At 72.7% G+C, this 24,803-nt stretch carries 22 protein-coding genes, 2 tRNA genes and 1 other RNA gene; 15 read left to right on the top strand and 10 right to left on the bottom strand.

The genetic code is table 11. From position 1 onward, the window contains the following. The first annotated feature begins 166 nt into the window (after nt 1-166). Nucleotides 167-1,432 (top strand): methyltransferase domain-containing protein, encoded by a 1,266-nt coding sequence (locus ACSIH6_RS23265; protein WP_435110435.1) that lies wholly within the window; start codon nt 167-169, stop codon nt 1,430-1,432. A 125-nt stretch (nt 1,433-1,557) separates the two neighbouring features. On the opposite strand, the gene ACSIH6_RS23260 is transcribed toward ACSIH6_RS23265, so the two are convergent. Further along, a complete protein-coding gene (locus ACSIH6_RS23260; RefSeq protein ID WP_435110428.1) occupies nt 1,558-1,773 on the bottom strand; it encodes a DUF6243 family protein in 216 nt (71 codons plus the stop codon). Nucleotides 1,774-1,891: 118 nt separating this feature from the next. Between ACSIH6_RS23260 and ACSIH6_RS23255 the strand changes: the two genes are divergently transcribed. After that, complete coding sequence (locus ACSIH6_RS23255) at nt 1,892-2,518, top strand: TetR/AcrR family transcriptional regulator (protein WP_435110427.1); 627 nt, start codon at nt 1,892-1,894, stop codon at nt 2,516-2,518. Between the two features lie 72 nt (nt 2,519-2,590). Here the strand turns inward: ACSIH6_RS23255 and ACSIH6_RS23250 are convergent, their stop codons facing one another. Then, complete coding sequence (locus ACSIH6_RS23250) at nt 2,591-4,753, bottom strand: DNA polymerase III subunit gamma and tau (protein ID WP_435110426.1); 2,163 nt, start codon at nt 4,751-4,753, stop codon at nt 2,591-2,593. 108 nt (nt 4,754-4,861) lie between these two features. Next, nucleotides 4,862-4,957, bottom strand: an RNA gene (gene ffs, locus ACSIH6_RS23245) — signal recognition particle sRNA small type. Between the two features lie 180 nt (nt 4,958-5,137). On the opposite strand from ffs, the gene ACSIH6_RS23240 reads away from it, so the two are divergent. After that, a complete protein-coding gene (locus ACSIH6_RS23240; protein WP_435110425.1) occupies nt 5,138-6,496 on the top strand; it encodes a DUF2252 domain-containing protein in 1,359 nt (452 codons plus the stop codon). A 101-nt stretch (nt 6,497-6,597) separates the two neighbouring features. Further along, nucleotides 6,598-6,682: transfer RNA gene (locus tag ACSIH6_RS23235), tRNA-Ser, on the top strand. Nucleotides 6,683-6,930: 248 nt separating this feature from the next. Here the strand turns inward: ACSIH6_RS23235 and ACSIH6_RS23230 are convergent. Then, nucleotides 6,931-7,245 (bottom strand): ArsR/SmtB family transcription factor, encoded by a 315-nt coding sequence (locus tag ACSIH6_RS23230; protein ID WP_435110424.1) that lies wholly within the window; start codon nt 7,243-7,245, stop codon nt 6,931-6,933. Between the two features lie 139 nt (nt 7,246-7,384). Between ACSIH6_RS23230 and ACSIH6_RS23225 the strand changes: the two genes are divergently transcribed. The 4 genes from ACSIH6_RS23225 (at nt 7,385) to ACSIH6_RS23210 (ending at nt 12,098) form a co-directional block, all read left to right on the top strand. Beyond that, nucleotides 7,385-8,314: an alpha/beta fold hydrolase gene (locus ACSIH6_RS23225; RefSeq protein ID WP_435110423.1), complete on the top strand. Its 930-nt coding sequence runs from the start codon at nt 7,385-7,387 to the stop codon at nt 8,312-8,314. A gap of 168 nt (nt 8,315-8,482) precedes the next feature. Beyond that, the gene (locus ACSIH6_RS23220) at nt 8,483-10,492 is read left to right on the top strand and encodes an oxidoreductase (RefSeq protein WP_435110422.1); all 2,010 of its coding nucleotides are present in this window, start codon (nt 8,483-8,485) and stop codon (nt 10,490-10,492) included. 155 nt (nt 10,493-10,647) lie between these two features. After that, a complete protein-coding gene (locus tag ACSIH6_RS23215) occupies nt 10,648-11,505 on the top strand; it encodes a Rieske (2Fe-2S) protein (RefSeq protein WP_435110421.1) in 858 nt (285 codons plus the stop codon). A gap of 38 nt (nt 11,506-11,543) precedes the next feature. Then, nucleotides 11,544-12,098: a PadR family transcriptional regulator gene (locus ACSIH6_RS23210; protein WP_435110420.1), complete on the top strand. Its 555-nt coding sequence runs from the start codon at nt 11,544-11,546 to the stop codon at nt 12,096-12,098. A 63-nt stretch (nt 12,099-12,161) separates the two neighbouring features. On the opposite strand, the gene ACSIH6_RS23205 is transcribed toward ACSIH6_RS23210, so the two are convergent. Both ACSIH6_RS23205 and ACSIH6_RS23200 read right to left on the bottom strand, forming a co-directional pair. Further along, nucleotides 12,162-13,421 (bottom strand): ROK family transcriptional regulator, encoded by a 1,260-nt coding sequence (locus ACSIH6_RS23205; protein WP_435110419.1) that lies wholly within the window; start codon nt 13,419-13,421, stop codon nt 12,162-12,164. Nucleotides 13,422-13,825: 404 nt separating this feature from the next. Continuing rightward, a complete protein-coding gene (locus ACSIH6_RS23200; RefSeq protein WP_435110418.1) occupies nt 13,826-16,009 on the bottom strand; it encodes an alpha-galactosidase in 2,184 nt (727 codons plus the stop codon). A 176-nt stretch (nt 16,010-16,185) separates the two neighbouring features. Between ACSIH6_RS23200 and ACSIH6_RS23195 the strand changes: the two genes are divergently transcribed. Together ACSIH6_RS23195 and ACSIH6_RS23190 are read left to right on the top strand one after the other, a co-directional pair. Further along, nucleotides 16,186-18,660 carry a glycoside hydrolase family 2 protein gene (locus ACSIH6_RS23195; protein ID WP_435110417.1) on the top strand — a complete coding sequence of 825 codons (2,475 nt, stop codon included), beginning with the start codon at nt 16,186-16,188 and terminating at the stop codon, nt 18,658-18,660. Continuing rightward, nucleotides 18,660-19,520 (top strand): LacI family DNA-binding transcriptional regulator, encoded by an 861-nt coding sequence (locus ACSIH6_RS23190; RefSeq protein WP_435110416.1) that lies wholly within the window; start codon nt 18,660-18,662, stop codon nt 19,518-19,520. The genes ACSIH6_RS23195 and ACSIH6_RS23190 overlap by 1 nt, the downstream gene beginning before the upstream one ends. A 240-nt stretch (nt 19,521-19,760) precedes the next feature. On the opposite strand, the gene ACSIH6_RS23185 is transcribed toward ACSIH6_RS23190, so the two are convergent. The 4 genes from ACSIH6_RS23185 to ACSIH6_RS23170 all read right to left on the bottom strand — a co-directional run bounded on the left by ACSIH6_RS23185 (nt 19,761) and on the right by ACSIH6_RS23170 (nt 21,368). Beyond that, nucleotides 19,761-19,845 (bottom strand) — tRNA-Ser (locus ACSIH6_RS23185). A 10-nt stretch (nt 19,846-19,855) separates the two neighbouring features. Then, entirely contained in the window at nt 19,856-20,338 is a 483-nt protein-coding gene (locus tag ACSIH6_RS23180; protein WP_435110415.1) for a nucleoside deaminase, read from the bottom strand. Continuing rightward, complete coding sequence (locus ACSIH6_RS23175) at nt 20,335-20,823, bottom strand: tRNA adenosine deaminase-associated protein (protein ID WP_435110414.1); 489 nt, start codon at nt 20,821-20,823, stop codon at nt 20,335-20,337. Before ACSIH6_RS23175 ends, ACSIH6_RS23180 begins: the two co-directional genes overlap by 4 nt. Nucleotides 20,824-20,867: 44 nt before the next feature. Then, a complete protein-coding gene (locus ACSIH6_RS23170) occupies nt 20,868-21,368 on the bottom strand; it encodes a tRNA adenosine deaminase-associated protein (protein WP_043705448.1) in 501 nt (166 codons plus the stop codon). A gap of 323 nt (nt 21,369-21,691) precedes the next feature. Here ACSIH6_RS23170 and upp point away from each other — a divergent pair, with 323 nt between their 5' ends. The 5 genes from upp (at nt 21,692) to ACSIH6_RS23145 (ending at nt 24,692) form a co-directional block, all read left to right on the top strand. After that, nucleotides 21,692-22,345, top strand: a complete 654-nt coding sequence (gene upp, locus ACSIH6_RS23165; RefSeq protein WP_435110413.1) for a uracil phosphoribosyltransferase — start codon at nt 21,692-21,694, stop codon at nt 22,343-22,345. Nucleotides 22,346-22,752: 407 nt separating this feature from the next. Beyond that, entirely contained in the window at nt 22,753-22,986 is a 234-nt protein-coding gene (locus tag ACSIH6_RS23160) for a hypothetical protein (protein WP_435110412.1), read from the top strand. A 308-nt stretch (nt 22,987-23,294) separates the two neighbouring features. Beyond that, nucleotides 23,295-23,456 (top strand): hypothetical protein, encoded by a 162-nt coding sequence (locus tag ACSIH6_RS23155; RefSeq protein ID WP_013155824.1) that lies wholly within the window; start codon nt 23,295-23,297, stop codon nt 23,454-23,456. A gap of 18 nt (nt 23,457-23,474) precedes the next feature. After that, nucleotides 23,475-23,984 carry a PH domain-containing protein gene (locus tag ACSIH6_RS23150; RefSeq protein ID WP_248772857.1) on the top strand — a complete coding sequence of 170 codons (510 nt, stop codon included), beginning with the start codon at nt 23,475-23,477 and terminating at the stop codon, nt 23,982-23,984. 477 nt (nt 23,985-24,461) lie between these two features. Beyond that, nucleotides 24,462-24,692, top strand: a complete 231-nt coding sequence (locus ACSIH6_RS23145; RefSeq protein ID WP_435110411.1) for a hypothetical protein — start codon at nt 24,462-24,464, stop codon at nt 24,690-24,692. Nucleotides 24,693-24,803: the final 111 nt, after the last annotated feature.

Below are 24,803 nucleotides of genomic sequence, written 5' to 3'. Positions count from 1 at the left end.
CCGGCGGGAGGACGACTCTCCCGAAAGGGCACCTACCAGGAGTGAGAACCAGGAGTGGCGCTAACATCACTCTCGGTTGAAAAGGTGTTCTGCGGGGCACAGGAGTCCCGGTAGTGCCCTCGGGCACCACCGGTAGCGCTGAGAGCCACGGGGGAGTGAGGACGTGTTGACCGCCAGAGAGCGCCACTCGGCGCTGGTCGAGGCGATGGTCGCGGACGGCACGCTGACCGACGCCGCCCTCACCGACACGTTCCGGTCGGTGCCCAGACACCGGTTCATCCCCGAGGTGGGCGCGCTGACCGCGCACGGGACGGCCCTCAACGCCAACAGCAACCCCGAGCGGTGGCTCGCGGCCGTGTACGCCGACAACGCCATCGTCACCCAGGTCGACGACCCCGATCCGTCCGCGTACCGGGAGGCACCCGATCCCCGGAGCCCCGGGTTCCGGGCGCCCGACCAGCGGGCCTCGGAGCCCCGTGAGCAGCGCACCCACGACGACCGGGAGTCCGGGCCCTGGAACCAGGGTTCGAGGGGACCCGGCCCCCGGGAACGGGCGGAGGCGGCGACCTCGTCCGTCTCGGCGCCCCGCGTCCTGGCCCGCCTGCTGGAGCTGTCCGACCTCGCCAACGGGCAACGGGTCCTGGAGGTGGGCACCGGGACCGGCTGGAACACCGCCCTGCTGGCGCACCGGCTCGGCGACAGCGCCGTCACCTCCGTGGAGACCGACCCGCGCCTGGCCGGGGTCGCCCGCGAGGCCCTCCGGGCGGAGGGCTACTCCCCCGCCGTCCACCTGGCCGACGGCTACGAGGGCTACCCGCCCGGCGCGCCCTACGACCGGATCACCTCGACCTGCGGCGTGCGCCGCGTGCCGCCCGCGTGGGTGGAGCAGCTGCGCCCCGACGGCCTGGTGGTGTGCCCGTGGGGGCTGCTGGAGGGGGCCGGGGTGATCGCGCGCGTGGAGTGCCCCGGGGACGGCTCGGCCCGGGCGAGCTTCCACGGCGGTGTGGGGTTCGTGCCGCTGAGGACCCCCGACGACCAGCCCCGCCCGGTACGGGACTCGGGGCAGCAGCCCGACGAGTACCGGCTCACGCAGACCGACCCCGTGGCGCCTCTGATGACCTTCCCGTCGGCGTTCGCGCTCTCGGTGATGGTGCCGGGCTGGCGGGTGCGGCGGCGGTGGATCGGCACCGGGTCGGGCGTGTGGGTGTTCGACCGGGTCGGCGCCTCGTGGGTGCGCGTGTACCCCTACGGCACCTCGTGGATGATCGAGCAGGGCGGTCCGAGGAGCATCTGGGACGAGTTCGAGGAGGCCCTGGAGCTGTGGACCCGGTTGGGCGCACCCGCTCCGGACCGGTTCGGGCTCTCGGTGGGCGCCGACGGCGCGCACCGGGTGTGGCTGGACTCACCGGACGGACACGGCTGGACGGTGTGACCGCCGCGGGGCGCGAACGCCGGAACCGGGCGGGGAGCCATGTGCGCACCGGTAGCGCGCGGCGAGGGGCCGCGCGAGGTGTGCGAACGCCGACGGCCCCCTCCGAGGGGGCCGCCGCCGCGCGCTCACGCCTGTCCTTGGGCGCCTTCGGTCTTCTCAGGCGCCGCGTTCGCGTCCTTGCCCTGTTTCTCGCGGAGCTTGCGCAGGAGCTCCTGCTTGCGTTCCACGGCGTCGTCGCTGGGGCCGCCCCGGCCGCCGCCCTTGCCTCCGCGAAGCGTGGAGCGCGAGACGGTGTTGCGCTGTCCGCCCATGCCCAGAAGATTGTCGCTGTTCCTGCCCACGCGGACCTCCTTTCCCTCCAGGCGAGGCGAAACGCCTCGCCAAGTCGATCCGACCTCCGTAGGATATCGGCACCAAGACGATACGTCTCGTCATTTTTCAGCGGTTAACGTGGCAGGTATGGCAGAGAACACCACACAGGAAGAGACCAGGGTCCGCCGCGCTCCCGACCCCCGCCGCCGCAGCGAACGCGCGCGGCGCGCCATCGTCGACGCCGCCGCCGAGCTGATGGGCGAGGTCGGCTACGCCAGGCTCACCATGGAGGCAATCGCCGCCAGGGCCAGGGTCGGCAAGCAGACCATCTACCGCTGGTGGCCATCCAAGGCGGCCGTGGTCCTGGACGTGTTCACCGCGCTGACCGGCGGAGTCGCCGGTCAGCCCCTGCCCGACACCGGCGACCTGGCCGAGGACATGCGAACGGTGCTCCGCGCCACGGTCGACGAGTTCCGCATACCGGAGATGGACCGGACCACGCGCGCGTTCACCGCCGAGCTCCAGCAGGATCCGGCCTTCGCCGCGGCCGTCGAGGAGCGGCTGCTGGGCCCGAACACGCGGGTGTTCGAGGACCGGCTGCGCTCCGCCGTGGCGGCGGGCGATGTGGACCCGGGAGTCGACCTGCGGCTGGCCACGGAGCTGTTCCTCGGGCCGTTCCACCACCGCTGGCTGCTGCGCACCGGGCCGCTCACGCACGAGTACGTGGACGAGCTCGTGGACACGGTGCTGCGCGCGCTGCGCCCCCGGAACTAGCCGCGAGGACGCCCGTCACCGTCAGGCGCGGGTCCAAAGACCCCTGGCCCCGGGGAGAGAGCCGGGTCCGGGCTAGAGGGACGGGTCCGGGGCCTCGTGTTCGATCTCGTCGATGACCCGGCCGCCGAGCTCGGACTCGATCAGCCCGGCGCCCGACGCCCCCGAGGCACTGGCGGGCGCGGAGGACCCCGCGCCACCGGGGCCACCCGCGGAGGCGGCTCCGGCGGGCGGTGCCGCGGTCTCAGGCCGCGGCGGAGCAGGTTGGGGCGCCGGGGCCCGGACGGGCTCGGCCACGGGCGAGGAGTCGCCGTACTCGGGCGGCGGCGCGGCGGCCGCGTCCTCGTAGGGGTCGGGCGGCGGTTCCTGGAGTCCGGTGACGATACGGTCCGGCGGCGGACCGGTCGGCGCGGGCTCCGGGGCCGAAGCGGGCTCCGGGCCGGAGGCCGCCTGCGGCGCGGGTTCGGGCGCGACGGACCGCGCGGGCTCGGCGGCGGGCGCGTCCCATCCGGCGGGCTCGGCCGGGCGCGCGGGCTCGGGCCTGCGCGCGGCGGCGGAGGAAGCCGTGACGGCGCTGCCCGCGGCGGCGACGCGCACCTCCATGCCCAGGACCTGCTGGATCGCGGCGGCCACCACCTGGTCGCTGCCGCTGTTGCTGAAGCCCTTGGCCTCGTTGGGCCGGGAGAAGCCGAGCAGGACGGCGTTGCCCTCCACGCCGACCGGACGGACGTCGCTGCCGCTCAGCACCATCCAGGTGAACCGGCGGAGGCCCTTGACCGCCTCCAGGATCTGCGCCCAGGCGCCCTGCACGCGCCCCAGGTCCAGAGAACCGCCGGACGCCGCGGGCGCCTGGCTCCGCGCGGGGGCGGCCTGGCGGGCCGGGGCGTCCCAGCCCGCGGGCTCGGACCGCTGCTGGGCCGGGGCGGCGGGGGCCTCAGGAGGGGCCGGAGCGACCGCCGGGGCCGGAGCCGCGGCGGCGCGCACGGGTTCGGCGGACACCACCGGGGAGGCCGGGGCGACCGGCGCGGGAGAGGGAGCGGGCTGGACCGGTGTGGCGGGAGGGGCGACGGCGCCCGAGGCGATCCGGCGCTCCATCTGCTCCAGGCGGGCCAGCAGGGCCGCGCCCTGGTTTCCGTCCGCGGCCGGAAGCAGCACCCGCGAGCACATGAGTTCCAGCAGCAGCCGGGGCGCGGTGGCGCCGCGCATCTCGGTCAGGCCCTGGTTGAGGATGTCGGCCGCACGGCTCAGCTCGGCCGGTCCCAGGCGCGCGGCCTGGTCCTTCATCCGCTCGGTCGCCTCCGGGTCGACGTTGACCAGGCCCTTGTCCAGGGCGTCGGGCACGGCGGCCAGGACGACCAGGTCGCGGAAGCGCTCCAGCAGGTCCGTGGTGAACCGGCGCGGGTCGAGCCCGCCCTCCACCACGCGGTCGACCAGGCCGAACACGGCGGCGCCGTCGCGGGCGCCGAGCGCGTCGACCATCTCCCCGAGCAGGCTGGAATCGGTGTAGCCCAGCAGGGAGACGGCGCCCTCACGGGTGATGCCGCCCTCGTCCGAACCGGCGATGAGCTGGTCCAGCACCGAGAGCGTGTCGCGCGCCGAGCCCGCGCCCGCGCGCACGACCAGCGGCAGCGCGGCCGGATCGTAGGAGACGCCCTCCTCCTTGAGCAGGTCCTCCATGAGCTCCCTGAGGGTGCTCGGCGGGATCAGGCGGAACGGGTAGTGGTGGGTCCGCGAGCGGATCGTGCCGATGACCTTCTCGGGCTCGGTGGTCGCGAACACGAACTTCAGGTGCGGCGGGGGCTCCTCGACCAGCTTGAGGAGGGCGTTGAAGCCCTCCCGGGTCACCATGTGCGCCTCGTCGATGATGTAGATCTTGTAGCGCGAGCTGACCGGGGAGAAGAAGGCGCGCTCGCGCAGGTCGCGGGCGTCGTCCACACCGCCGTGGGAGGCGGCGTCGATCTCGATGACGTCGATGCTGCCGCCGCCGTCGGGGGCCAGGGCCACGCAGGAGTCGCAGGTGCCGCAGGGGTCGGGGGTGGGGCCCTCGGCGCAGTTGAGGGAGCGGGCCAGGATGCGGGCGCTGGTGGTCTTGCCGCAGCCGCGCGGGCCGCTGAACAGGTAGGCGTGGTTGATCCGTCCACTGCGCAGCGCCTGGCGCAGCGGGTCCGTCACGTGTTCCTGGCCACGCACCTCGCCGAACGTCGCGGGCCGGTACTTGCGGTACAGCGCGATGCTCACGGTGTGATTCCTCCCCTGGTCCCTGCCACGTGTCCATTCAACCCGCGAGCGGTGACAGCTCGCGCCGGTTGACGAGGACCGGGAGGGGTTCGACCGGGCCGGAGAAAGAGAAAGGACCCCCCGCGCACCCGCCAGAGCCCATTTATCCTTGCTGCCTTCCGGCCCTGGGGAGGTTCATAGGGTGACGCCGCACGAGGGGTCTGCCCCGAGTGTATCCGAACCCCGGACTGCTCGGACACCCCGCCTCACGGCCCTCTCCCCGGAGCGCGTCGACCTCCGGAACGCGGCCATTCGGACGGAACGCACCTCCCGGACCGGGCGTCTCATCTCGGGCAGAGGGCCCACGGGCCCCGGACCGGCACACCACACAACCTCTCAGAGATCATGGACGACATGGGCATGCTCGACCAGCTCGATTCCACCGACAGCTCCACGGAGCGCCGCGACCTCATCGTGGCCACGCTGGAGAACGCCTTCTCGGATCTGATGACCGCCGACCCGGCGGCGTTCCGCGTCAAGTTCCGCAAGATGGCGGCCAACCCGTTCGCCTTCTACCGGGGCAGCGCCGCGCTCTTCTACAACGACGTCTCGGGCATGGACGACCCCTGGGCCGACGAACGCACCTCACGGGTGTGGATCCAGGGCGATCTGCACGCGGAGAACTTCGGCACCTACATGGACTCCACCGGGCGGCTGGTGTTCGACGTCAACGACTTCGACGAGGCCTACCTCGGCCGCTTCACCTGGGACGTGCTCAGGTTCGCGGCCAGCATCGGGGTCATGGGCTGGCAGAAGGCCCTGTCCGACGAGGACATCAGCACGCTCCTGCCGTACTACATCGACGCCTACATCGCCCAGGTGCGCGAGTTCGCGACGACGGGCAACGACTCGGAGTTCTCCCTCAAGCTGGGCAACACCGACGGCACCGTGCACGACGTGCTCCAGCAGACGCGGCTCAACAGCCGCGCCGAGATGCTGACGTCCATGACGACCCGCGACGGGTACACCCGCCGCTTCACCGAGGGCCCCCGGGCGCGCCGCTTGGACGACGCCGAGCGGGAGCGGGTCCTGGCCGCCTACGAGGCCTACCTGGACACCATCCCCGAGGACCAGCGGTACGCGTCGATCAACTACGCGGTCAAGGACGTGGTGGGCAGCGGCGGCTTCGGGATCGGCTCGGCGGGCCTGCCCGCCTACACCCTGCTCATCGAGGGCCAGTCGGAGGCGTGGGACAACGACGTCGTGCTGTCCATGAAGCAGGGCAACGTGGCCGCGCCCTCCCGGGTGGTGACCGACCGGCGCATCATGGACTACTTCCAGCACCACGGGCACCGCACCGCGGTGTCCCAGCGGGCGCTCCAGGCGCACACCGACCCGCTGCTGGGCCACACCGAGATGGGCGGCGTGGGCTTCGTGGTGAGCGAGGTCTCCCCCTACACCAACGACCTGGACTGGGACGACCTCACCGAGCCCGCGGAGATCGTGCCGGTACTGGACTACCTGGGGCGCGCCACCGCCAAGGCGCACTGCGTGTCCGACTCGCACGCGGACGCCACGCTCGTGCGCGGCCAGACCGAGGAGGCGGTCATGGCGGTGCTCGACGGCCGCGAGGCGGAGTTCACGCGGTGGTGCGTGGACTTCGCGCACCGGTACGCGGCCCAGACCCGGGCCGACTACTCGCTGTTCGTGGACGCCTTCCGCAACAACGCCATCAGCGCGGTGAGGTCCAGCCGGGCCCTGTGATCCCGTGCCGGGGAGCCCGGTTCCGGTGCCTCCCGGACGCACCCGGGAGGGGCCGCGAAAACCTGTCCAGAGCACCCCTGAAGGCATGTAGAGTTGTTCGCGGAGGATTCGCCTAGTGGCCTAGGGCGCACGCTTGGAAAGCGTGTTGGTGGCAACGCCTCAGGGGTTCGAATCCCCTATCCTCCGCGAGCGGCCCGTGGTGGTCGACGACCTTCGGTCGTCCTCCCCACGGGCCGAAGTCTTTCCCAGGGGGCGACCCCCTGCACCCCCCGAAAAGCCCACCAGGGCATACGGAAAGCCCCTTGAACCCGCCCCACACCGGCCGGGGCCTTCGTCGTCTTCCTTCCCGCGTACGGGACTCACGCCAAAGGCGCGACGCGCTCCGCGGAAGTGGCTGGAAGGACAGACAACGACGGAATCCGGCCACACCGTGGTCAGGGCGCGGTCGGAACGCCGTCCGCGAGGACCAGGTCCAGCAGCCCCGGGAAGCGGGTGTTGAGCTCGGCGCGGCGCAGCGTGATGTAGAGCCTGCGCCCGGCGCGGCGCTGGCGGATGACCCCGCTCTCACGGAGGGCCCTCCAGTGGTGGGTCATGCTCGACTTCGGGATGCCGGAGAGGACCTCACCGCAGAACCTCTCCTCGCCGTCGGCCAGCGCACGCACGACGTCCAGTCGGACAGGGTGCCCCAGGGCGGCCAGCACGTCGACGAGCTCGATCTCCGAGGTGTCGGGGTGGTGCAGTACGGCCATGGCGCCACTGTACGCGGATTTCGTATCGATCAGGGAGCACGGGGCTTGACACCTACTGTTCGTTAGTACGATTATCTCGTACATTCGAACTTCAAGCGCCGCCCTCGCAGGACGGCGCCCGCACCAGGAGGAGCCCCCCATGCCCGCACCCCAGGCCGACCCGCTGGACGACGTCGAACTCGCACGTTCGCTCGACGGCGGTTTCTCCAGCCGCCACGCCGACGTCAACGGCGTCCGCCTGCACTACGTCGAGGGCGGCGCCGGAACCCCGCTGCTGCTGTTGGGCGGCTGGCCGCAGACCTGGTGGCAGTGGCACCGGGTCATGCCCGCGCTGGCGCGCCGCCACCGGGTGATCGCCGTGGACCTGCGCGGCATGGGCGGTTCCGCCAAGCCCGCCGACGGCTACGACAAGAAGACGATGGCGCACGACGTCCGCGAGCTCGTCCGACACCTGGGCCTGGAGTCCGTGGACGTCGTCGGCCACGACATCGGCGCCATGGTCGCCTACGCGTACGCGGCCAACCACCCCGAGGCGACGCGGAGGATCTGCATGCTGGACGTCGCACACCCGGACGACGGGTGGTCGGAGTTCCGGCTGCTTCCCGACCCCGGCCAGCCGGTGAACACTCCGGTGGGGGACGGCGGAAACCCCCTCCTGTGGTGGTTCGCCTTCAACCAGGTCCTGGGACTGCCGGAGGAGCTGCTGGAGGGGCGCACCCGTGTACTTGTCGACTGGCTCGCCGAACACATCACCAAGGACCCCGACTCCATCGACGAACGGTCCCGCGAGGTCTACGCCCGCGCCCTCTCCACCGCCGACGCCGTCCGTGCGGGCAACGCCTGGTACCGGGCGTTCAACACCGACATCGCCGACGAGCGGACCTACGCGCCCGTGTCGGCGCCGATCCTCGTGCTCGGCGGCGAGCTGAGCAACCACGCCTCGCTCCGCGAGGTGATGCCCGCCAAGGGCACCGACGTGCGGGTGGTCAGGGTCGACGACTGCGGCCACTACGTCCCCGAGGAACAGCCCGAGGCGGTCATCGACGCACTGGAGTCCTTCCTCGGCTGACGCTCCGCCTCCGGTACGGCCTCCCTCGCCGTGCGCGGGCCCTCCGGGGCGCCCGCGCACGGCGGGCCGGGGCGACCGAGGGCACCCGCGACCGCTTTTGCAACTTGTTGCATAATGAGTGCGGGTCGACCGGACACCGGCCCGCGAGGCACCGCGCGAGGAGACGACATGGGCGACTACCCCCACCTGCTGGAACCGCTGGACCTGGGCTTCACCACCCTTGCCAACCGCGTGGTCATGGGCTCCATGCACCTGGGCCTGGAGGAGGCTCCGGGCGGCTTCGAGCGGATGGCCGCCTTCTACGCCGAGCGCGCCCGGGGCGGCGTCGGCCTCATCGTCACCGGCGGCATCGCCCCCAACCCCGAGGGCGCCACCTACAAGGGCGCCGCGAAGATGACCACCGAGGCGGAGGCCGAGGAGCACCGCGTGGTCACCGGGGCCGTGCACCGCGAGGGCGGGCGCATCGCCATGCAGATCCTGCACACCGGCCGCTACGCCTTCAACGAGGACGCGGTCGCGCCGAGCGCGGTCCAGGCCCCCATCAGCGCCTTCACGCCCCGGGCGCTCACCGGTGACGAGGTCGAGCACACCATCGAGGACTTCGCCCGCGCCGCCGAACTGGCCAGGCACGCCGGATACGACGGCGTGGAGGTCATGGGCTCCGAGGGGTACCTGATCAACCAGTTCATCGCCCAGGCCACCAACAGGCGCGAGGACGGCTGGGGCGGCTCCTTCGAGAACCGCATGCGCTTCCCCGTGGAGATCGTGCGGCGCGTGCGCGAGCGCGTCGGCGCCGACTTCATCGTGGTCTACCGGCTGTCCATGCTCGACCTGGTGCCCGGCGGCTCCACGTTCGACGAGGTGGTCCGGCTGGCGAAGGCCGTGGAGGAGGCCGGGGCGACCATCATCAACACCGGCATCGGCTGGCACGAGGCGCGCATCCCCACCATCGCCACGTCCGTGCCGCGCGGCGCCTACAGCTGGGTGACCCGCAGGCTCCGCGGCGAGGTGTCCGTGCCGCTCGTCGCGGTCAACCGCATCAACACCCCCGAGGTCGCCGAGGCGGTCCTGGCCGGAGGCGACGCCGACATGGTCTCCCTGGCCCGTCCCTTCCTGGCCGACCCCGACTTCGTCGCCAAGGCCGCAGCGGGCGTCCCCGAGCAGATCAACACCTGCATCGGCTGCAACCAGGCCTGCCTGGACCACACGTTCAGCCTGAAGACCAGCTCCTGCCTGGTGAACCCGCGCGCCTGCCACGAGACCGAACTCGTGCTCTCCCCCACCCGCCTGCGCAGGAGGGTGGCCGTCGTGGGCGCCGGACCCGCCGGGCTCGCCTTCTCCGTGTCCGCCGCCGAGCGCGGGCACGAGGTCACGCTGTTCGACGCGGCCGGGGAGATCGGCGGCCAGCTGAACCTGGCCCGCCGCGTGCCCGGCAAGCAGGAGTTCGACGAGACCCTGCGCTACTACCGCGTCCAGCTCGACAGGCACGGGGTGGACGTGCGGCTGGACACCCGGGTGGGGGCCGCCGACCTGGAGGGCTACGACGAGGTCGTGCTCGCCACGGGCGTCACCCCGCGCGTGCCGGGGATCCCGGGCGTGGACCACCCCAAGGTGGTGGGCTACGTGGACGTCCTGCGCGGAGACGCCGAGGTCGGTGAGCGCGTGGCGGTCATCGGCGCGGGCGGCATCGGCTTCGACGTGGCCGCCTTCCTCACCGACGGCGGGGGCGGCGTCGACACCGGGGAGTTCCTGCGCAGGTGGGGCGTGGACACCGACCCCGCCTCCCGCGGCGGCCTCAGCGAACCCGAGCGCCCGGCGTCGCCGCGCACCGTACACCTGGTCCAGCGCAGGAGCGGCAAGGTCGGCGCGGGCCTGGGGAAGACCACGGGATGGATCCACCGGCTGGAGCTGCGCCACCGCGGCGTGGAGATGGTCGCGGGGGCCGAGTACGACCGGATCGACGACGAGGGCCTGCACCTGACCGTCGACGGGGAGAAGCGCGTGCTCGACGTGGACACCGTCGTGGTGTGCGCGGGTCAGGAGCCGCGCCGGGACCTCGCCGAAGAGCTGACCGCCAAGGGCCGCGCGGTCCACCTGATCGGCGGCGCCGACGAGGCGGCCGAACTCGACGCCAAGCGGGCGATCGACCAGGGCACCCGCCTGGCCGCCGCGCTGTGACCCCTGCCCCGGTCTGGCCGGCCGCCGCCGCAAGGAGGGCCGGGGAGAGCGGGGAGGCGTGGGGGTCGGGCGGGACGGGGAAAGCCGGGTTCAAGGATCCGCGCTGCTCCATGCCCCGTGAGTGACACGCGCGTACCCCGGGTAGCCGCACCACCATGAGAATCGGTGAACGCATCCGCCGGATCGAACGCGACGAGCAGCTCGACCCGGCGGTCTCCAGCATGAAGAGCCTGGCCGAACGGATCCCGTCCGGCACCGTCCGCGACATGCTGCACGGGGTGCAGTTCGGGCACCCCGTCCATCCGATCCTGGTGCAGCTGCCCATCGGCACGTGGATGGCGGCTGTCCTGCTGGACTCGCTGCCCGGAGACCACCGCCGCAGCGCGCACGCACTGGTCAACGCCGGGCTGGTCACGACCCTGCCCGCGGTGGTGAGCGGCCTGGCGGACTGGTCGCAGCAGCACGAGCGCCAGCAGCGCGTGGGCGTGGTGCACGCGGCGGCCAACGGCGTCGGCACCCTGCTGTTCGGCGCCTCCTCACTGGCCCGGACCCGCGGCCGCCAGGGCTGGGGGAGGTTCCTGGCCCTGGTCGGCGTGGGCGTGGTCGGCCTGAGCGGTTCCCTGGGCGGGCACATGGCCTACTACCGTTCGGCGGGCGCCAACAGCGCCGACCACCTGGTCGACCTGCTGCCCCAGGGCTGGCACGACCTCGGCCCGTTGGACGGGTTCGACGACGGCGGGCTCGGCGGGGGCGACGTGGCGGGCGTCCCGGTCCTGGTGGCTCGGACGGGCGGCTCCGTGACCGCGATGCTGGGCACGTGCCCCCACATGGGAGCGCCCCTGGCCGAGGGCGAGCGGGTGGACGGGTGCGTGCGCTGTCCCTGGCACGGCAGTGAGTTCCGCCTGGACGACGGGACGGTGGTCCACGGACCCGCGACCGCCCCGCCGCAGGTCCTGGAGGCGTCGGTCGTGGAGGGAAGGGTGATGGTCCGCCTCCCCGAGTCCGCCGCGTGAGGGAACGCGGCTCCCGCGGCGCTGCCTAGAATGCGCCCATGTCCCTGCCCCACGCCATCCTGACCGCCCTGTTGGAGAAGCCCTCGTCCGGCCTGGAGCTGGCCCGGCGCTTCGACCGCTCGATCGGGTACTTCTGGTCGGCCACCCACCAGCAGATCTACCGGGAGCTGGGCAAGCTGGAGCGGGCGGCGCTGATCCGGGCGCTGGAGGCGGACGCGCCGACCCGCGGACGGCGCAAGGAGTACGAGGTGCTGCCCGCGGGACGGGAGGAGCTGGAGCGCTGGGTGGACGTGCGCGAGGACCCCAGGGCCTCCCGCGACCCGCTGCCGCTGCGGCTGCGCGCCGCCGGGGTGGTGGGCGTGCGCGGCCTGGTGCCGGAACTGCGCCGCCACCGCGACCTGCACCTGCTGCGGTTGGAGGAGTACCGCGGGTTCGAGCGGCGCGACTACCCGGACGGGCCCGCCACCGAGCGGGAGCGGGTCCAGCGCCTGGTGCTGCTCGGCGGCATCGACGTGGAGGCCGGGTGGGTGTCGTGGCTGACCCGTGCCGTCGAGGAGCTGGAGGGCGCCGGGGAGGGTTCCCCGGGCGCCTGACCGCGTCGGCCCGATCGGCACCGGACTCCCTCGGACGGACCCGCGGGACGCCCCGCGGGCTCCTCAGTCCCAGTCCGCCCCGGCCTCCGACAGGTTCTCGGGCAGACGCAGTCCGGGGCGCAGCGGAACCAGCTGGGTCTGTAGGACCATGGCCGCCGCGCCGATGGCGGGCGCGGTCGCGGCCGACGTGGACATGCGCACCTCGACCGGGTGGGCGGCGCGGGCGAAGAAGGCCCGGTCCAGCTCCTCCTGGATGACGGGCAGGTAGACCGACCCCGCCACGGCCAGGCTCGAACCGGTCAGCACCAGCAGGTCCAGGTCCATCAGGTTGGCCAGCGTGCGGACCGCCACGGCCAGGTGGCGGGCGGAGCGGTCCAGCAGGGCGCGGGCGGTGGGCTGTCCCCGGCGGGCCGCGCGGACCACGGCGGTGAACTCGGCGGCCACCGACGGCCAGACCCGGCCGCCCTCCCGCGTGAGGTCGGCGGTGCGGGCGAGGGCCTCGTCGGCCCGGGCGGCCGCCACGACGGCGGCCGGACCGGCGACCACCTCGGCGCAACCGCGTCCGCCGCACCAGCACAGCGGCCCGTCCACGTCCAGGCACACGTGCCCGATCTCCCCGGCGTTGCCGCTGGCCCCGTGGTAGGGGATGCCGTTGACCAGAACCCCGGCGCCGACTCCGGTGCCCATGTACACGGCGGCGAAGATGGACGACCCGCCGACCACGCCGGACCAGTACTCGCCGAGGGCGGCGGCGGTCGCGTCGTTGCCGGGGACCACGGGCAGGCCGACCGCGCCCTCCAGCTCCTCGGCCACGGGGTAGTCGGCCCAGTGCCACAGGGAGGGATGCCGGTGGAGCCCGCCGGTCGGGGCGACCAGTCCGACGCCGAGCACCCGCTCGCGGTCCACTCCGGCACCCTCCACCAGGGCGTTCACCTGCCGGGACATCCTGGAGGTGGTCTCGGCGGGGTCCTCGTCCCGGTTCACCCCGGCGCGGGTCATCCGGGAGACCACGGCGCCGGTGAGGTCGATGAGGGCGTAGGTGATGCCGACGGGGTCGATGTGGACGCCCACGGCGTAGCGCGACTCCCGGTTGAGCCGGAGCAGGACGCGCGGCTTGCCGCCGGTGGACTCGGCGCGCCCGGTCTCCAGGACCAGGCCGTCGTCGATGAGCCTGCGGACGACGGTGGAGATGGTGGCACCGGTGAACCCGGTGGCCTCGACCAGCCCCACGCGGCTGATCGTGCCCGCGGCACGGATGACGTCGAGGACCGCCGCCCTGCTCGTCGTGTGCGGAATCGCCCGTGACGGCCCGCCCAATGCCACCTCCACCACCTCGACGGCCGGTTTCCGGCCGCGGTCACGCGCTGTCCCCTCCCCGCCCCCTGAGGCGCCGCGCCCGGGCGCGGACCGCCCGGGGCCACGATCGCCGGGGACGATCACGCCGATGGCGTCGCGCCCACACGCGGGGAGTGCCCCCTCCGCGTCCGGCGGGCAGGTGTGGGCCAAGTGTCGCGCTCGCTCGCGGGGACGGCAACCCGGTCGCCCTCGGGCCGCTCGCCCCCTGGGCCACCCGGTGGACGCCTCCGCCCAGGAACCGCGGGAGCAGCCACGCCGCACCGCGGCCACCCCTGTCACGCCGAAGCCGCCACCCGCGGCGGAGCGCCACACCCCTCCGGCCGCACCGGCGCACCGCGCTCAGCCCTCCTCCGCACCGACACGCGTCCGGGTCAGATCCGGGTCGCGCGCACCAGGACCAGCCGTTCCGGGAAGAGCACCGGCGCCTGGAGGCCCGCCCCCGCCAGCGCCCCGCCCCTGACGCGGACGCCCTCGGGGGTCCACCAGGGCAGCGGTACCCCCCACCGGTGGGCGTTGCCGTCGGGCACGTCCCCAGGCGCCTGCGGACGGACCCGGTAGACCGCCTCGGGGTGCAGGCCCGGCAGCCGGACGGGCCCGGTCGGGTACAGCTCCGAGGTGCCCGTGGCGACGACCGCGTAGAGCGCCTCGGACCGGTCCTCGGCGACCACCCCGTGCACCCGGACCGCCGGGTCCGGGTGGTCGCCGTGCACGGCGGTCCCCGTGTGCAGCAGCCCGCGCAGCTCCTTGTACAGCTCCACCCACTCCCGCAGGCGCGCCAGGTCGGCGGGGTCGGCGCGGGTGAGGTCCCACTCGATCCCGAAGTGCCCGAACAGGGCGGTCCCGGCCCGGAAGTCGACGGTGTGGCGGCGGTCGGTGGTGTGCGCGGTGCCCGCCCCCACGTGGGTGCCCATCAGTTCCAGCGGGACGAGCGCGTTGGTCCACCGCTGGATGTCCTGCCGCTCCAGGGCGTCGATGCAGTCGGAGACCCACACGCGGTCGGTGCGCTCCAGCACGCCCAGGTCCACCCGCCCGCCGCCGGACGAGCAGGACTCGATCTCCACCCCCGGGTGGCGGCGGCGCAGCTCGTCCATCAGCCGGTACACCGCCAGGGTCTGGCCGTGGACCCCGGCCCGTCCGGTCGGCCGGTGCCCGGCGTCGACCAGGTCACGGTTGTGGTCCCACTTGAGGTAGGCGATCGGGTAGGCGGACAGCAGGTCGTCCAGGCGCTCCAGGACGTACGCGAACGCCTCCGGGCGGGCCAGGTCGAGCACCTGCTGGGAGCGCGCCGGGCGGGGCAGCCGGTCGCCCGCGGCCATGATCCAGTCCGGGTGCGCGCGGGCCAGGTCGGAGTCCTCGTTGACCATCTCCGGCTCCACCCACAGTCCGAACTGCATGCCCAGCCCGGTGACGTGGTCGGTGAGCGGGCCCAGACCGTCCGGCCACACCTCGTCGGAGACGTACCAGTCGCCGAGGCCGCGCCGGTCGTCGCGGCGCGAGCCGAACCAGCCGTCGTCGAGCACGAACCGCTCTGCGCCCACGCGGGCGGCGGCGTCGGCCAGCTCGCGCAGCCGGCCGAGGTCGTGGTCGAAGTACACGGCCTCCCAGGTGTTGACGACCACCGGGCGCGGGGTGGAGGGGTGGTGCGGGCGCGAGCGCAGGTACCGGTGGAAGCGGGCGGAGACTTCGTCCAGCCCGTGCCCGTGCGAGCCGTACTGCCACGGGGTGGTGTAGGACTCCCCCTCGGCCAGCACGACCTCTCCGGAGAGCAGCAGCTCGCCCGAGCCCAGCAGGGACACCGCGTGGTAGGTGCGCTCGGCGAAGGTGCGGTGGTTGCCCGACCAGGCCGTGTGCACGGCCCACACCTCGCCGGAGCGGTTGCCGAAGCCGGGCGTCCCCGCGGCCAGCAGGTGGGCCGCGTCGTAGCCGGTGCGCCCGGTGCGGTTCTCGCGCATCCGCAGGCCCTGGGTGAAGGCGGTCCGCTGCGGGCTGCGCTCGCGCATGTGGCGGCCGCCGAAGTCGAGCAGCTCGACCGCCTCGGCCGGGACGGGGAGGACGAGGTTGACGGCGTCCACGGCGAAGGGGGCGGCGTCCCCGTTGGTGACGGTGGCGCGCTGGCGGACCAGGCCCGAGGGCGTGAGCTCGACCACGAGGTCCAGACCGAGCCCGGCCCGGGCGTCCTCGGCGCGGACGGTCAGGCGTCCGCCCGCCGGGGAACCGTGCTCCACCGCGGACTCGCGCACGCGGAACGCGGTGGAGAAGTCGGCGCCGCCCCGGTTGCCGACGAGGCCTGGGGTGCCGAGCCAGCCGGCGGACTGCTCGGGGAGCACGGCCACCTCCACCGGCCCGTCCACGGAGAACCCGATGGGCTGGGGGCTCAGCGCCAGGCGCAGGTCGTCCAGCTCCTCGCGGGAGAGATCGCCCAGGTCGGAGCCCCAGTGCAGGACCCGGGGCAGGGTCTCGCCGGTCAGGTCCAGTAGGAGGCTCACCCCGGCGGCGCGCAGGTGGGAGAGGTCGGAGCCGCCGGAGAGGGGGCGGTGCGATGCCACGGTCGCCACGTCCTTCGTGGTCGGGGAACAGGGTTGACTTACTTTGTTCGGAAAAGTAAGAATCCCCGAGGTGGCCGGTTCGCGCAAGAGGGGCCGGCACCCGACGACGACCGCGACGCCCCACGGTGCGTGCCCCTCGGACACGCACCGAGCGGTCCCCGACCCCGAAGCCCCGAGAGGCACAGATGATCCGTCACACCCTTCACGACGGCTGGCGGCTGTCCGCCACGAGCGGGCCCGTCCCGGAGAACGTCGCGGGCCGCACCGTCCCCGCCCAGGTCCCGGGGAGCACCCACCTGGACCTGCTGGCCGCCGGACTGATCCCCGAGCCCTACCTGGACACCAACGAGACCGAACTGGCCTGGATGCACCGCGCCGGCTGGCGCTACTCCCTCACCTTCGAGGCCGACGCGCCCGCCCCCGACGAGCGCGTCGACCTGGCCTTCGACGGCCTGGACACGGTGGCCACCGTGGAGCTCAACGGCACCGTGCTCGGCACCACCGCCAACATGCACCGCGGGTACCGCTTCGACGTGCGCGACGCGCTGCGCGCCGGGGCCAACGAGCTCGTGGTCTCCTTCCGGTCCGCTCTGGAGTACGCCGAGGAGGTCCGCGAGGAACTCGGCGAGCGGCCGCACACCAACACCCACCCGTACAACATGGTCCGCAAGATGGCCTGCTCCTTCGGCTGGGACTGGGGGCCCGACCTCCAGACCGCCGGGATCTGGAAGCCCGTGCGCCTGGAGCGGTGGCGGACCGCCCGCCTGTCCCAGGTGCGCCCGCTGGTCACCGTCGGCGAGGACGGCACCGGCCGGGTGGAGGTGCACGCCGACGTCGAGTGGTCCGGGAGCGCTCCCGCCTCCGGCCTGGTCCTGGCCGCCGAGGTCGCCGGTGTACGGGCCACCGCCACCGTGGCGCCCGGCGCGGACGGCGGCGTCGTCGTGGTCGAGGTGCCCGACGCCCGCCTGTGGTGGCCGGTCGGCCACGGCGACCAGCCCCTGTACGACCTGTCCGTCACCCTGACCGCGGACGGGGAGGCCGAGCCGCTGGGCTCCGAGAACCGCCGCGTGGGGTTCCGCACCATCACCGTGGACACCGCGCCCGACGAGCACGGCACCCCCTTCACCGTCGTGGTCAACGGCAAGCCGATCTTCGTCAAGGGCGCCAACTGGATCCCCGACGACCACTTCCTCACCCGGATCACGCGCGAGCGCCTGACCCGGCGCGTGGACCAGACCGTCGGCGCGCACATGAACATGCTGCGCGTGTGGGGCGGCGGCGTCTACGAGAGCGAGGACTTCTACGACGTCTGCGACGAGCGCGGCGTCCTCGTGTGGCAGGACTTCCTCCTGGCCTGCGCCGCCTACGCCGAGGAGGAGCCGCTGTGGAGTGAGTTCGAGGCCGAGGCCCGGGAGAACGTCGCGCGACTGACCTCGCACGCCTCGCTGGCCCTGTGGAACGGCGGCAACGAGAACCTCTGGGGCTTCATGGACTGGGGCTGGCAGGAGCGGCTCGGGGACCGGACCTGGGGTTACGGCTACTACACCGACCTCTTCCCCCGCGTCGTGGCCGAGCTCGACCCCACCCGCTTCTACGCCGACGGCAGCCCCTACACCCCGGGGTTCGCCCCGAAGGAGGTCCACCCCAACGACGAGGCGCACGGCACCCGCCACGAGTGGACCGTGTGGAACCAGACCGACTACCGGGCCTACCAGGACCACGTGCCCCGGTTCTGCTCCGAGTTCGGCTTCCAGGGGCCGCCCACCTGGGCCACCCTCACCGACTGGGTGCACGACGAGCCGCTCACGCCCACCTCGCCCGCCTTCCTGCTGCACCAGAAGGCCGAGGACGGCAACGGCAAGCTCGCCCGGGGCCTGTCGGCCCACCTGCCCACGCCGAGGAACTTCGAGGACTGGCACTGGGCCACCCAGCTCAACCAGGCCCGCGCGGTGGCGTTCGGCATCGAGCACTTCCGGTCCTGGTGGCCGCGCACCGCGGGCGCCCTGGTCTGGCAGATCAACGACTGCTGGCCGGTCACCTCCTGGGCCGCCGTGGACGGCGAGGAGCGTCCCAAGCCGCTCTGGTACGGGCTGCGCCGCGCCTACGCGCCGCGCCTGCTCACCGTCCAGCCCCGGGACGGGCGGCTCGTGCTGGTGGCCGTCAACGACACCGACGAGGCCTGGTCAGAGCCGGTCAGCGCGGAGCGCCAGACCTTCGGGGGCGAGGTGCTGCACACCGCTAGGATCGAGCTGGCCGTGCCGCCCCGGTCCGCGGCGGAGTTCGACCTGGCGCGGGAGCTGCTCGCGGCCGGGAACGCGAAGGAGGAGGTGCTCGTGGCCACGACCCGCGACGCCCGCCTCGTGCGGCCCTTCCGCGAGGACGTCCACCTGTCCTACGACCCCGACGCGCTGACCGCCGTCGCCGCGCCCGTGGAGGGCGGCTACCGGGTGGAGGTGCGCGCCTCGTCCTTCGCCAGGGACGTCTCCGTGCTGGCCGACCGGCTGGCCCCCGACGCCGAGGTGGACGACATGCTCGTGGACCTGCTGGCCGGGGAGACGCACGGCTTCCTGGTGCGCACGGACGCGGAGGTGGACCCGGCGGCGCTGACCGCCGCCCCCGTCCTGCGCTCGGCCAACTCCCTGCGCGCGCGGCGGGTGTGATGGACGGGTCCGGGACCGGAGGCGCGGTCGGGCTGGTCCTGGCCAGACCGCGCCGCCTGCTGAGCGCGGAGCCCTTCTTCATGGAGTTCATCGCCGGGATCGAGGAGCGGATGGCCGAGCGCGACATGTCGGTCCTGCTGCACCTGGTGACCGACCGGGAGGCCGAGCTGGCCGCCTACCGCCGGTGGGCGGAGCGACGGCTGGTGGACGCGGTCGTGGTGGTCAACCCGACCGAGGGAGACGAGCGCCCCGCCGCGCTGCGCGAGCTGGGCCTGCCCGCCGTGGTCGCGGGCAGCCCCGTCCCGGACCCCGCCGCGCCCACCGTCCTGACCGACCACGTGTCCCCGGTCCGGACGGCACTGGAACGCCTGCTGGAGCTGGGCCACCGGCGCGTCGCCCGGGTGACCGGGCCGGTGGAGCTGCTGCACACACGTGCCCGCACGGAGGCCCTCGTGGAGGGCTGCCGGGCGGCCGGGGTGCCCGACCCGGTGGTCCTGGAGGGCGACTACTCCTACGAGGCGGGCGCCCGGATCACCGGCGAGCTACTCAGGAGGGAGGACCCGCCGACGGCGGTCCTGTACGACAACGACGTGATGGCGGTGGCCGGACTGGACGCCGCCCGCGGCCTGGGCGTGCGGGTCCCCGAGCAGCTGAGCCTGGTGGCCTGGGACGACTCGACCATGTGCCGCCTGGCCACGCCCGCGCTCACCACCATGAGCGTGGACGTGTACCGGTACGGGGTCGCGGTCGCGGAGTCGGCCCTGGAGTGCGCCGACGGAACGCCCGTCGCGGAGCGGTGGTCACCGGCGGCGCACTTCGTGCCCCGGGGCAGCACCGGTCCGGCTCCCGCCGGGGAGTAGCCGCACCGGCCCGCCGCCATGGCGGCCTGTCGGTCTGCCAGCTTGTCGGTCTGTCGACGGGACGACCTGTCGACAGGCCGACATGTCGTTCCGGGGCCGCACTCCGGCCGGCGGGACCGGGCCCCGGGAACGCGAAAGGCCGGTTGGTCCGCGCCGCGCACACCGTGCGTCGGCTCGGACCAACCGGCCCTCGCTACCTCTACCGGCCCCGCGTTCGCCTGGGCGAACGTGGACCTCGTGCGGTGGAGGAGGGATTTGAACCCTCGAAGGGTTGCCCCTTACCCGCTTTCGAGGCGGGCGCCATCGGCCACTAGGCGACTCCACCGCGAGCCACTCTACCGGATACGGCGCCGTGCGAAAAACCGGCTCAGGAGATCGGAACACCTGTCCGCGAGCTCCCGCGGAACCAGGTCCGGCGGGACGACCTCCGGGCGGTGGTTGAGGCGGGGGTCGCGGACCGCGTCCCACACCGACCCGACCGCGCCCGCCTTGGTGTCCCGCGCACCGTAGACCAGCCGGTCCACGCGGGAGAGCACCGTCGCGCCCGCGCACATCGTGCAGGGTTCGAGGGTGACCACCAGGGTGCAGCCGCCCAGCCGCCACTCGCCGCGCGCACGTGCGGCGGCCCGCAGCGCCAGCACCTCGGCGTGGGCGGTGGGGTCCCCGGTGGCCTCGCGCTCGTTGCGCCCGGTTCCCAGGACGGCGCCGTCCGCGTCCAGCACGACCGCGCCCACCGGCACGTCGCCCGTCTCCAGGGCGGCCTCGCCCTCGGCGATCGCCGCGCGCAGCGCGGCGTCGAGGACGTCCCGTCCGATCACAGCCTCATACCGTCGAGGATCTCGGCGAAGCCCGCGCGCTCGGCCACCACGGCAAGGACGTCGCTGGGCAGGACCCCGCCGCCGACCGACAGGGAGCGCAGCTCCTCCTCGGTCAGGCCCAGGTCGGTGAGCAGGTCGCCGTCGCCGTCGGGCCGCGGGTCGGGCCGGGCCCCGGCGCTCTCGGAGGGCGGCGGCGCGCCCAGTCCCCCGGCCTCGGAGAGCACCGAGGCCAGCGGGTGGTCGTGCACCACCCGCGCGTCGGAGAGGTACACGCGCGGCTCCCCGCCGTCGTCATCGGCGCGCACGATGGCGAACCACTCGTCGTCGGCCTCCACGAGCAGGATCGAGACCCCGCTCCCCCGGTCGGTCGCGAAGTCGAGCATCAGTTCGGTGACGTCGTCGATGACGTCCACGTCCCCGAGTTCGACCTCGGTTCCCCGCCACGTCCTCCCGTTGGGAGCGAAGACCGCTGCGAAGGTCGACACCGCGTGCTCTCCTGTCCGCCCGGATGCTCTTCTCCAGCAGGTCCTTACCCCATACCGTCCAGTACACGCTGGAAGGACTGGGCGAATCCCAGTCGTTCGGACACGCTGGCCAGCACCTCGTCGGGATACAGGTCCAGATCCCCCGCCAGGGCGCCCAGCTCCATCTCGTCCAGGCCGAGGTCGGCCACGATGGACAGGTCGCCCGCGGGCAGCACCTGGTCGAGGTCGTCGTCGTCCGGCTGGTCGATGTCCAGGTAGTCCAGGACGTCCCTGGCCACCTGCCAGTCCACGGAAGCGGTCACGTCGGAGAGGAAGAGGGAGACGTCCTCACCGTAGACCCGCACGATGACGAAGAAGTCGTCGCCGACCGAGACCAGCCCGAGGGAGCCGCTGATGCTCGGCTGCTGGCGCAGGGCGTGGATCAGCCCCTTGAGGTCGTGCGTCAGGGTCACGGGAAGCAGGTCGACGTCCCAGTACTCCTCTTCCCTGTACGCGATGGCCGCGAAGTCGCCCGAGTCGTCGTCACCATGATCGAGCACTGTCATCGTCACCCCAACCCGGCCGGTGTATCGGTGCGGACGAAGGAATCCCGGATCGCCCGTGCGAGTGACATGGTAACGATCACTCCGGTACCACCGTCCCCCTTGGTCCACGTCATTCCGGACCACGTTCTCATGAGAACCGGATCCCCGCTGCCCCTCCACCGCACCCGCGCCCCCAGAACGGCCCCGGTCGCCCGGCCGCGCCGGTCCGGAGCGGGTGCCGCGCGGACCGCGGCGCCTCCGGTCCGGTGGACGCGCGCGGTTAGACTCGGGCAGGCCTCCTCCCCAGCCACCGTCTTGTTGTCCCAGCTCAACCGGAGAACGCTTTGGAAACCCTGGTCGTCGACCACCCCCTGGTCGCGCACAAACTGACCACCCTGCGCGACGTGGGGACCGACTCCCCGACCTTCCGGCGCCTGACCGACGAGTTGGTGACCCTGCTCGCCTACGAGGCGACCCGGGACGTCCGAGTGACGGACGTCACCATCCGGACCCCGCTCGTGGAGACCACCGGAACGCAGCTGACGCGTCCCACGCCGCTCGTGGTGCCGATCCTGCGCGCGGGCCTGGGCATGCTCGACGGGATGACCCGCCTGCTGCCCACCGCCGAGGTCGGCTTCCTGGGGATGGCCCGCGACGAGGACACCCTCCAGCCCGCCACCTACGCCGACCGGCTGCCGCAGGACCTGTCCGGCCGCCAGTGCTACGTACTGGACCCGATGCTGGCCACCGGCGGCACCCTCGCCGCCGCGCTCAAGCTCCTGGTGGAGCGGGGCGCCGACCACATCACCGCGATCTGCCTGCTCGCCGCCCCCGAGGGCCTGACCGCGGTGGAGCACAGGCTCACCGAGGACCTGGATCCCGACCACGGCGCGACCCTGCGCGTGGTGACGGCAGCGGTGGACGAGCGGCTGAACCAGCAGGGCTTCATCCTGCCGGGCCTGGGCGACGCGGGCGACCGCCTCTACGGCTGCGCCTGAGGCCCGCCGCCCCCGTCCCCAGCGCCCGCCGGATCACGGTTGGGCGCTTTTTCGGTTCTTTTTGTGGCCGAAGGAATGAACGTCCGAAAATCGGGCATGCCTGCTGCCGACTGCTTCGTCCACCCAGGTGGACACGGCGAGTCGGCGCAAGCGCCGACACGGCTTCGCATTAGCCGAATTCATTTCGAGACGGGAATGTAACAGAGAGGAGCGATGATGGTTCCCGCCCGCCCGTAAGCGGAGACCAGCCGGACCGAAACACCCCTCACCCCCAGCCCTCTCTCATCAGCCCGCTGACACCGCACGCCCGTGCCTCCTCCGGCGCGACGCTTCGTCCACCCTCCAGCGGCTACTGAAAGATCCCGAAAGAACACGCAGCGCGACCCCCGTAGCCCCCAAGGAGTGAGATGAACGAGAACCCCTCCACCTCGACCGCCCGCGACTCTCGCTTCGAACCGGTGCGGAGCCGGTTGGCCGACGAGTTCTCCGAGGTGCACCACACCTCCACCGTCACCCGGTGCGTGGACGCGGCGCGGCACGGCGCCGAGGACGTGACCGGCAAGGCCACCCCCGACCTCGTGGAACGGATCGCCCGACAGCACCTCCAGGTGCTCGCACTGGCCTTCGCCGAGCAGGCCTAGCGGTTCCGAGCAGGACCGTCCGTGGTTTTCGGCCTGTCCGAACTCGGGTGACCTGCACAGGGGGCGATGAATTACCCCCTTATATCCAGCGATGTCCTTAATGTCATAGTCCTCGATGGACCTGAACCGCATTCCGGACCATCAATCACTGGGTTACCAACACCACCGGAACCGGACACAGCCCGCAAGCGAGGAAGGTCCGACATACCGCCACGCCGAGGGTGCGCCCCAGGCTTTACGGGCATGATGGTCGGTGCGACAATCACTGCTGGGTTGGTGGGTCAGGTGGATTCCAAGGGGAGTCAGTCGTGGCGAAGTTGAAAAAATGGGGCGGCTACGCGCTCATCGCTTTCGTGGCGTTCTATCTGTTCACACAGCCGGAAAGCGCTGCCGGGGTCATCGAGAGTGCTCTGGGCGGTCTGATGGGGGGCGCGGAGTCGATGTCCCGTTTCGTCAACGCGCTCCTGTAACCGGAACGGTCGGGTGGCATGCGGCTCGTAGCGTCGAGTAACAGCGCTCCTGCGTCGGTCAACCGCTATCTCCTGCCGCACGAGCAGGACGTGGTGACCATCCGACGGCACCCCGCGGTGCTGATCGGTCCGGTCGGGGCGGTCCTCGGCGCGTTGATCCTCGCCGGAATCCTCAGCAACACCTCCATCGCCGACAGCGCCGCGACGCTGGCGATCATCTGGTGGGTGTGGCTGCTGGTGTTGGTGTGGTTCGTGTGGCGGGTCGCGGAGTGGTCGGTGGACTACTTCGTCATCACCTCAGCGCGGCTCCTGCTGACCACCGGCCTGATCATCCGGCAGGTGAACATGATGCCGCTGGGCAAGGTCACCGACATGAGGTTCGAGCGGACCCTGCTGGGCCGCTTCCTCGGCTACGGGACCTTCGTGATGGAGTCGGCCGGTCAGGACCAGGCCCTGAGCCGGATCGACTTCATCCCCTACCCGGAGCAGCTCTACCTGGAGGTCGTGGGGCTCATCTTCAAGGAGTGAACTCCGCGCCTCGAAACCGTAGGACCACGGAGCACCCGCCGTCCCGGCGGGTGCTCCTGCCGTGTTCCGGGCGCCCTCCGGGCAGGTGGGGGACGGGTCTCGGTGAGCCGTGGCCGCCGCACACGGCCGGGCGTCCTCCCGGCGGATGGGGCGAGCACGGCGCCGAGCCCGCGGCAGGCGGGCCACCGCGCGGAACCACGGCGCGGCCCGGGTCGAGCACCCTCCTTCGCGTTTCGTTCACCTTCCGTTCACCTTGCCTCGGAGTGACACACCCCTTCCCTCGACGCAGGTCAGCGGATCGTCACGCACGGCACTCGCCACATCACGCATAGAACTTCCCGACCTGGGCAGTTCTACGAACAGGCCTCATACGGAGGTCGCAACCCCCGATGGACCAAGCCCCGAACCCCGCGAATTGACTCTAAGGTGAACGTAGGGTTAACTTGGGACATCTGAAACGGAAACGAGGAGGGTCCCATGGCGCGCAGGACGGACCGTGCACCCCACCCCACTCGGTTCTCGACGACCCGTCGGCGCATCCGCTTCTCGGCTGGGACCAAGCGCCTCTCCGGTCTTGCGACCGAGCCGGTCAACGTCCCACAGCCCCGCGAGGACGCCGACGCGACGACGTCGGGACACCCGATCATGCACTGGGTGCTGGTCACCGACGAGAACGGTCGGAGCCGCCCCGAGGTCCGCTGGCTCTAGTCAGCGGCTGCCGCGAAGGCCTCCCCCGCCCGGTTCTCCGGGCCGGGGAGGCCTTCGCCGTCGGTCCCCGTGGCCGTCCGGACGGACGGACCCGGCGCACGGGCGCACAGA

Origin of the sequence: Nocardiopsis synnemataformans (assembly GCF_965343085.1) — a bacterium.
Lineage (GTDB): Bacteria > Actinomycetota > Actinomycetes > Streptosporangiales > Streptosporangiaceae > Nocardiopsis > Nocardiopsis alborubida.
Note: the sequence above shows the minus strand (reverse complement) of the source record. Positions and strands in the feature narration are given on the sequence as shown.

Bases quoted from the DNA above. Each gene is read 5' to 3' on its own strand.
- ACSIH6_RS23145 (WP_435110411.1), top strand. From the start codon at position 24,462: ATGGCGCGCAGGACGGACCGTGCACCCCACCCCACTCGGTTCTCGACG.
- ACSIH6_RS23225 (WP_435110423.1), top strand. From the start codon at position 7,385: ATGCCCGCACCCCAGGCCGACCCGCTGGACGACGTCGAACTCGCACGT.
- ACSIH6_RS23150 (WP_248772857.1), top strand. From the start codon at position 23,475: ATGCGGCTCGTAGCGTCGAGTAACAGCGCTCCTGCGTCGGTCAACCGC.
- ACSIH6_RS23215 (WP_435110421.1), top strand. From the start codon at position 10,648: ATGAGAATCGGTGAACGCATCCGCCGGATCGAACGCGACGAGCAGCTC.
- ACSIH6_RS23195 (WP_435110417.1), top strand. From the start codon at position 16,186: ATGATCCGTCACACCCTTCACGACGGCTGGCGGCTGTCCGCCACGAGC.
- ACSIH6_RS23190 (WP_435110416.1), top strand. From the start codon at position 18,660: ATGGACGGGTCCGGGACCGGAGGCGCGGTCGGGCTGGTCCTGGCCAGA.
- ACSIH6_RS23240 (WP_435110425.1), top strand. From the start codon at position 5,138: ATGGACGACATGGGCATGCTCGACCAGCTCGATTCCACCGACAGCTCC.
- ACSIH6_RS23255 (WP_435110427.1), top strand. From the start codon at position 1,892: ATGGCAGAGAACACCACACAGGAAGAGACCAGGGTCCGCCGCGCTCCC.
- ACSIH6_RS23210 (WP_435110420.1), top strand. From the start codon at position 11,544: ATGTCCCTGCCCCACGCCATCCTGACCGCCCTGTTGGAGAAGCCCTCG.
- ACSIH6_RS23160 (WP_435110412.1), top strand. From the start codon at position 22,753: ATGAACGAGAACCCCTCCACCTCGACCGCCCGCGACTCTCGCTTCGAA.
- ACSIH6_RS23220 (WP_435110422.1), top strand. From the start codon at position 8,483: ATGGGCGACTACCCCCACCTGCTGGAACCGCTGGACCTGGGCTTCACC.
- ACSIH6_RS23170 (WP_043705448.1), bottom strand. From the start codon at position 21,368: ATGACAGTGCTCGATCATGGTGACGACGACTCGGGCGACTTCGCGGCC.
- ACSIH6_RS23230 (WP_435110424.1), bottom strand. From the start codon at position 7,245: ATGGCCGTACTGCACCACCCCGACACCTCGGAGATCGAGCTCGTCGAC.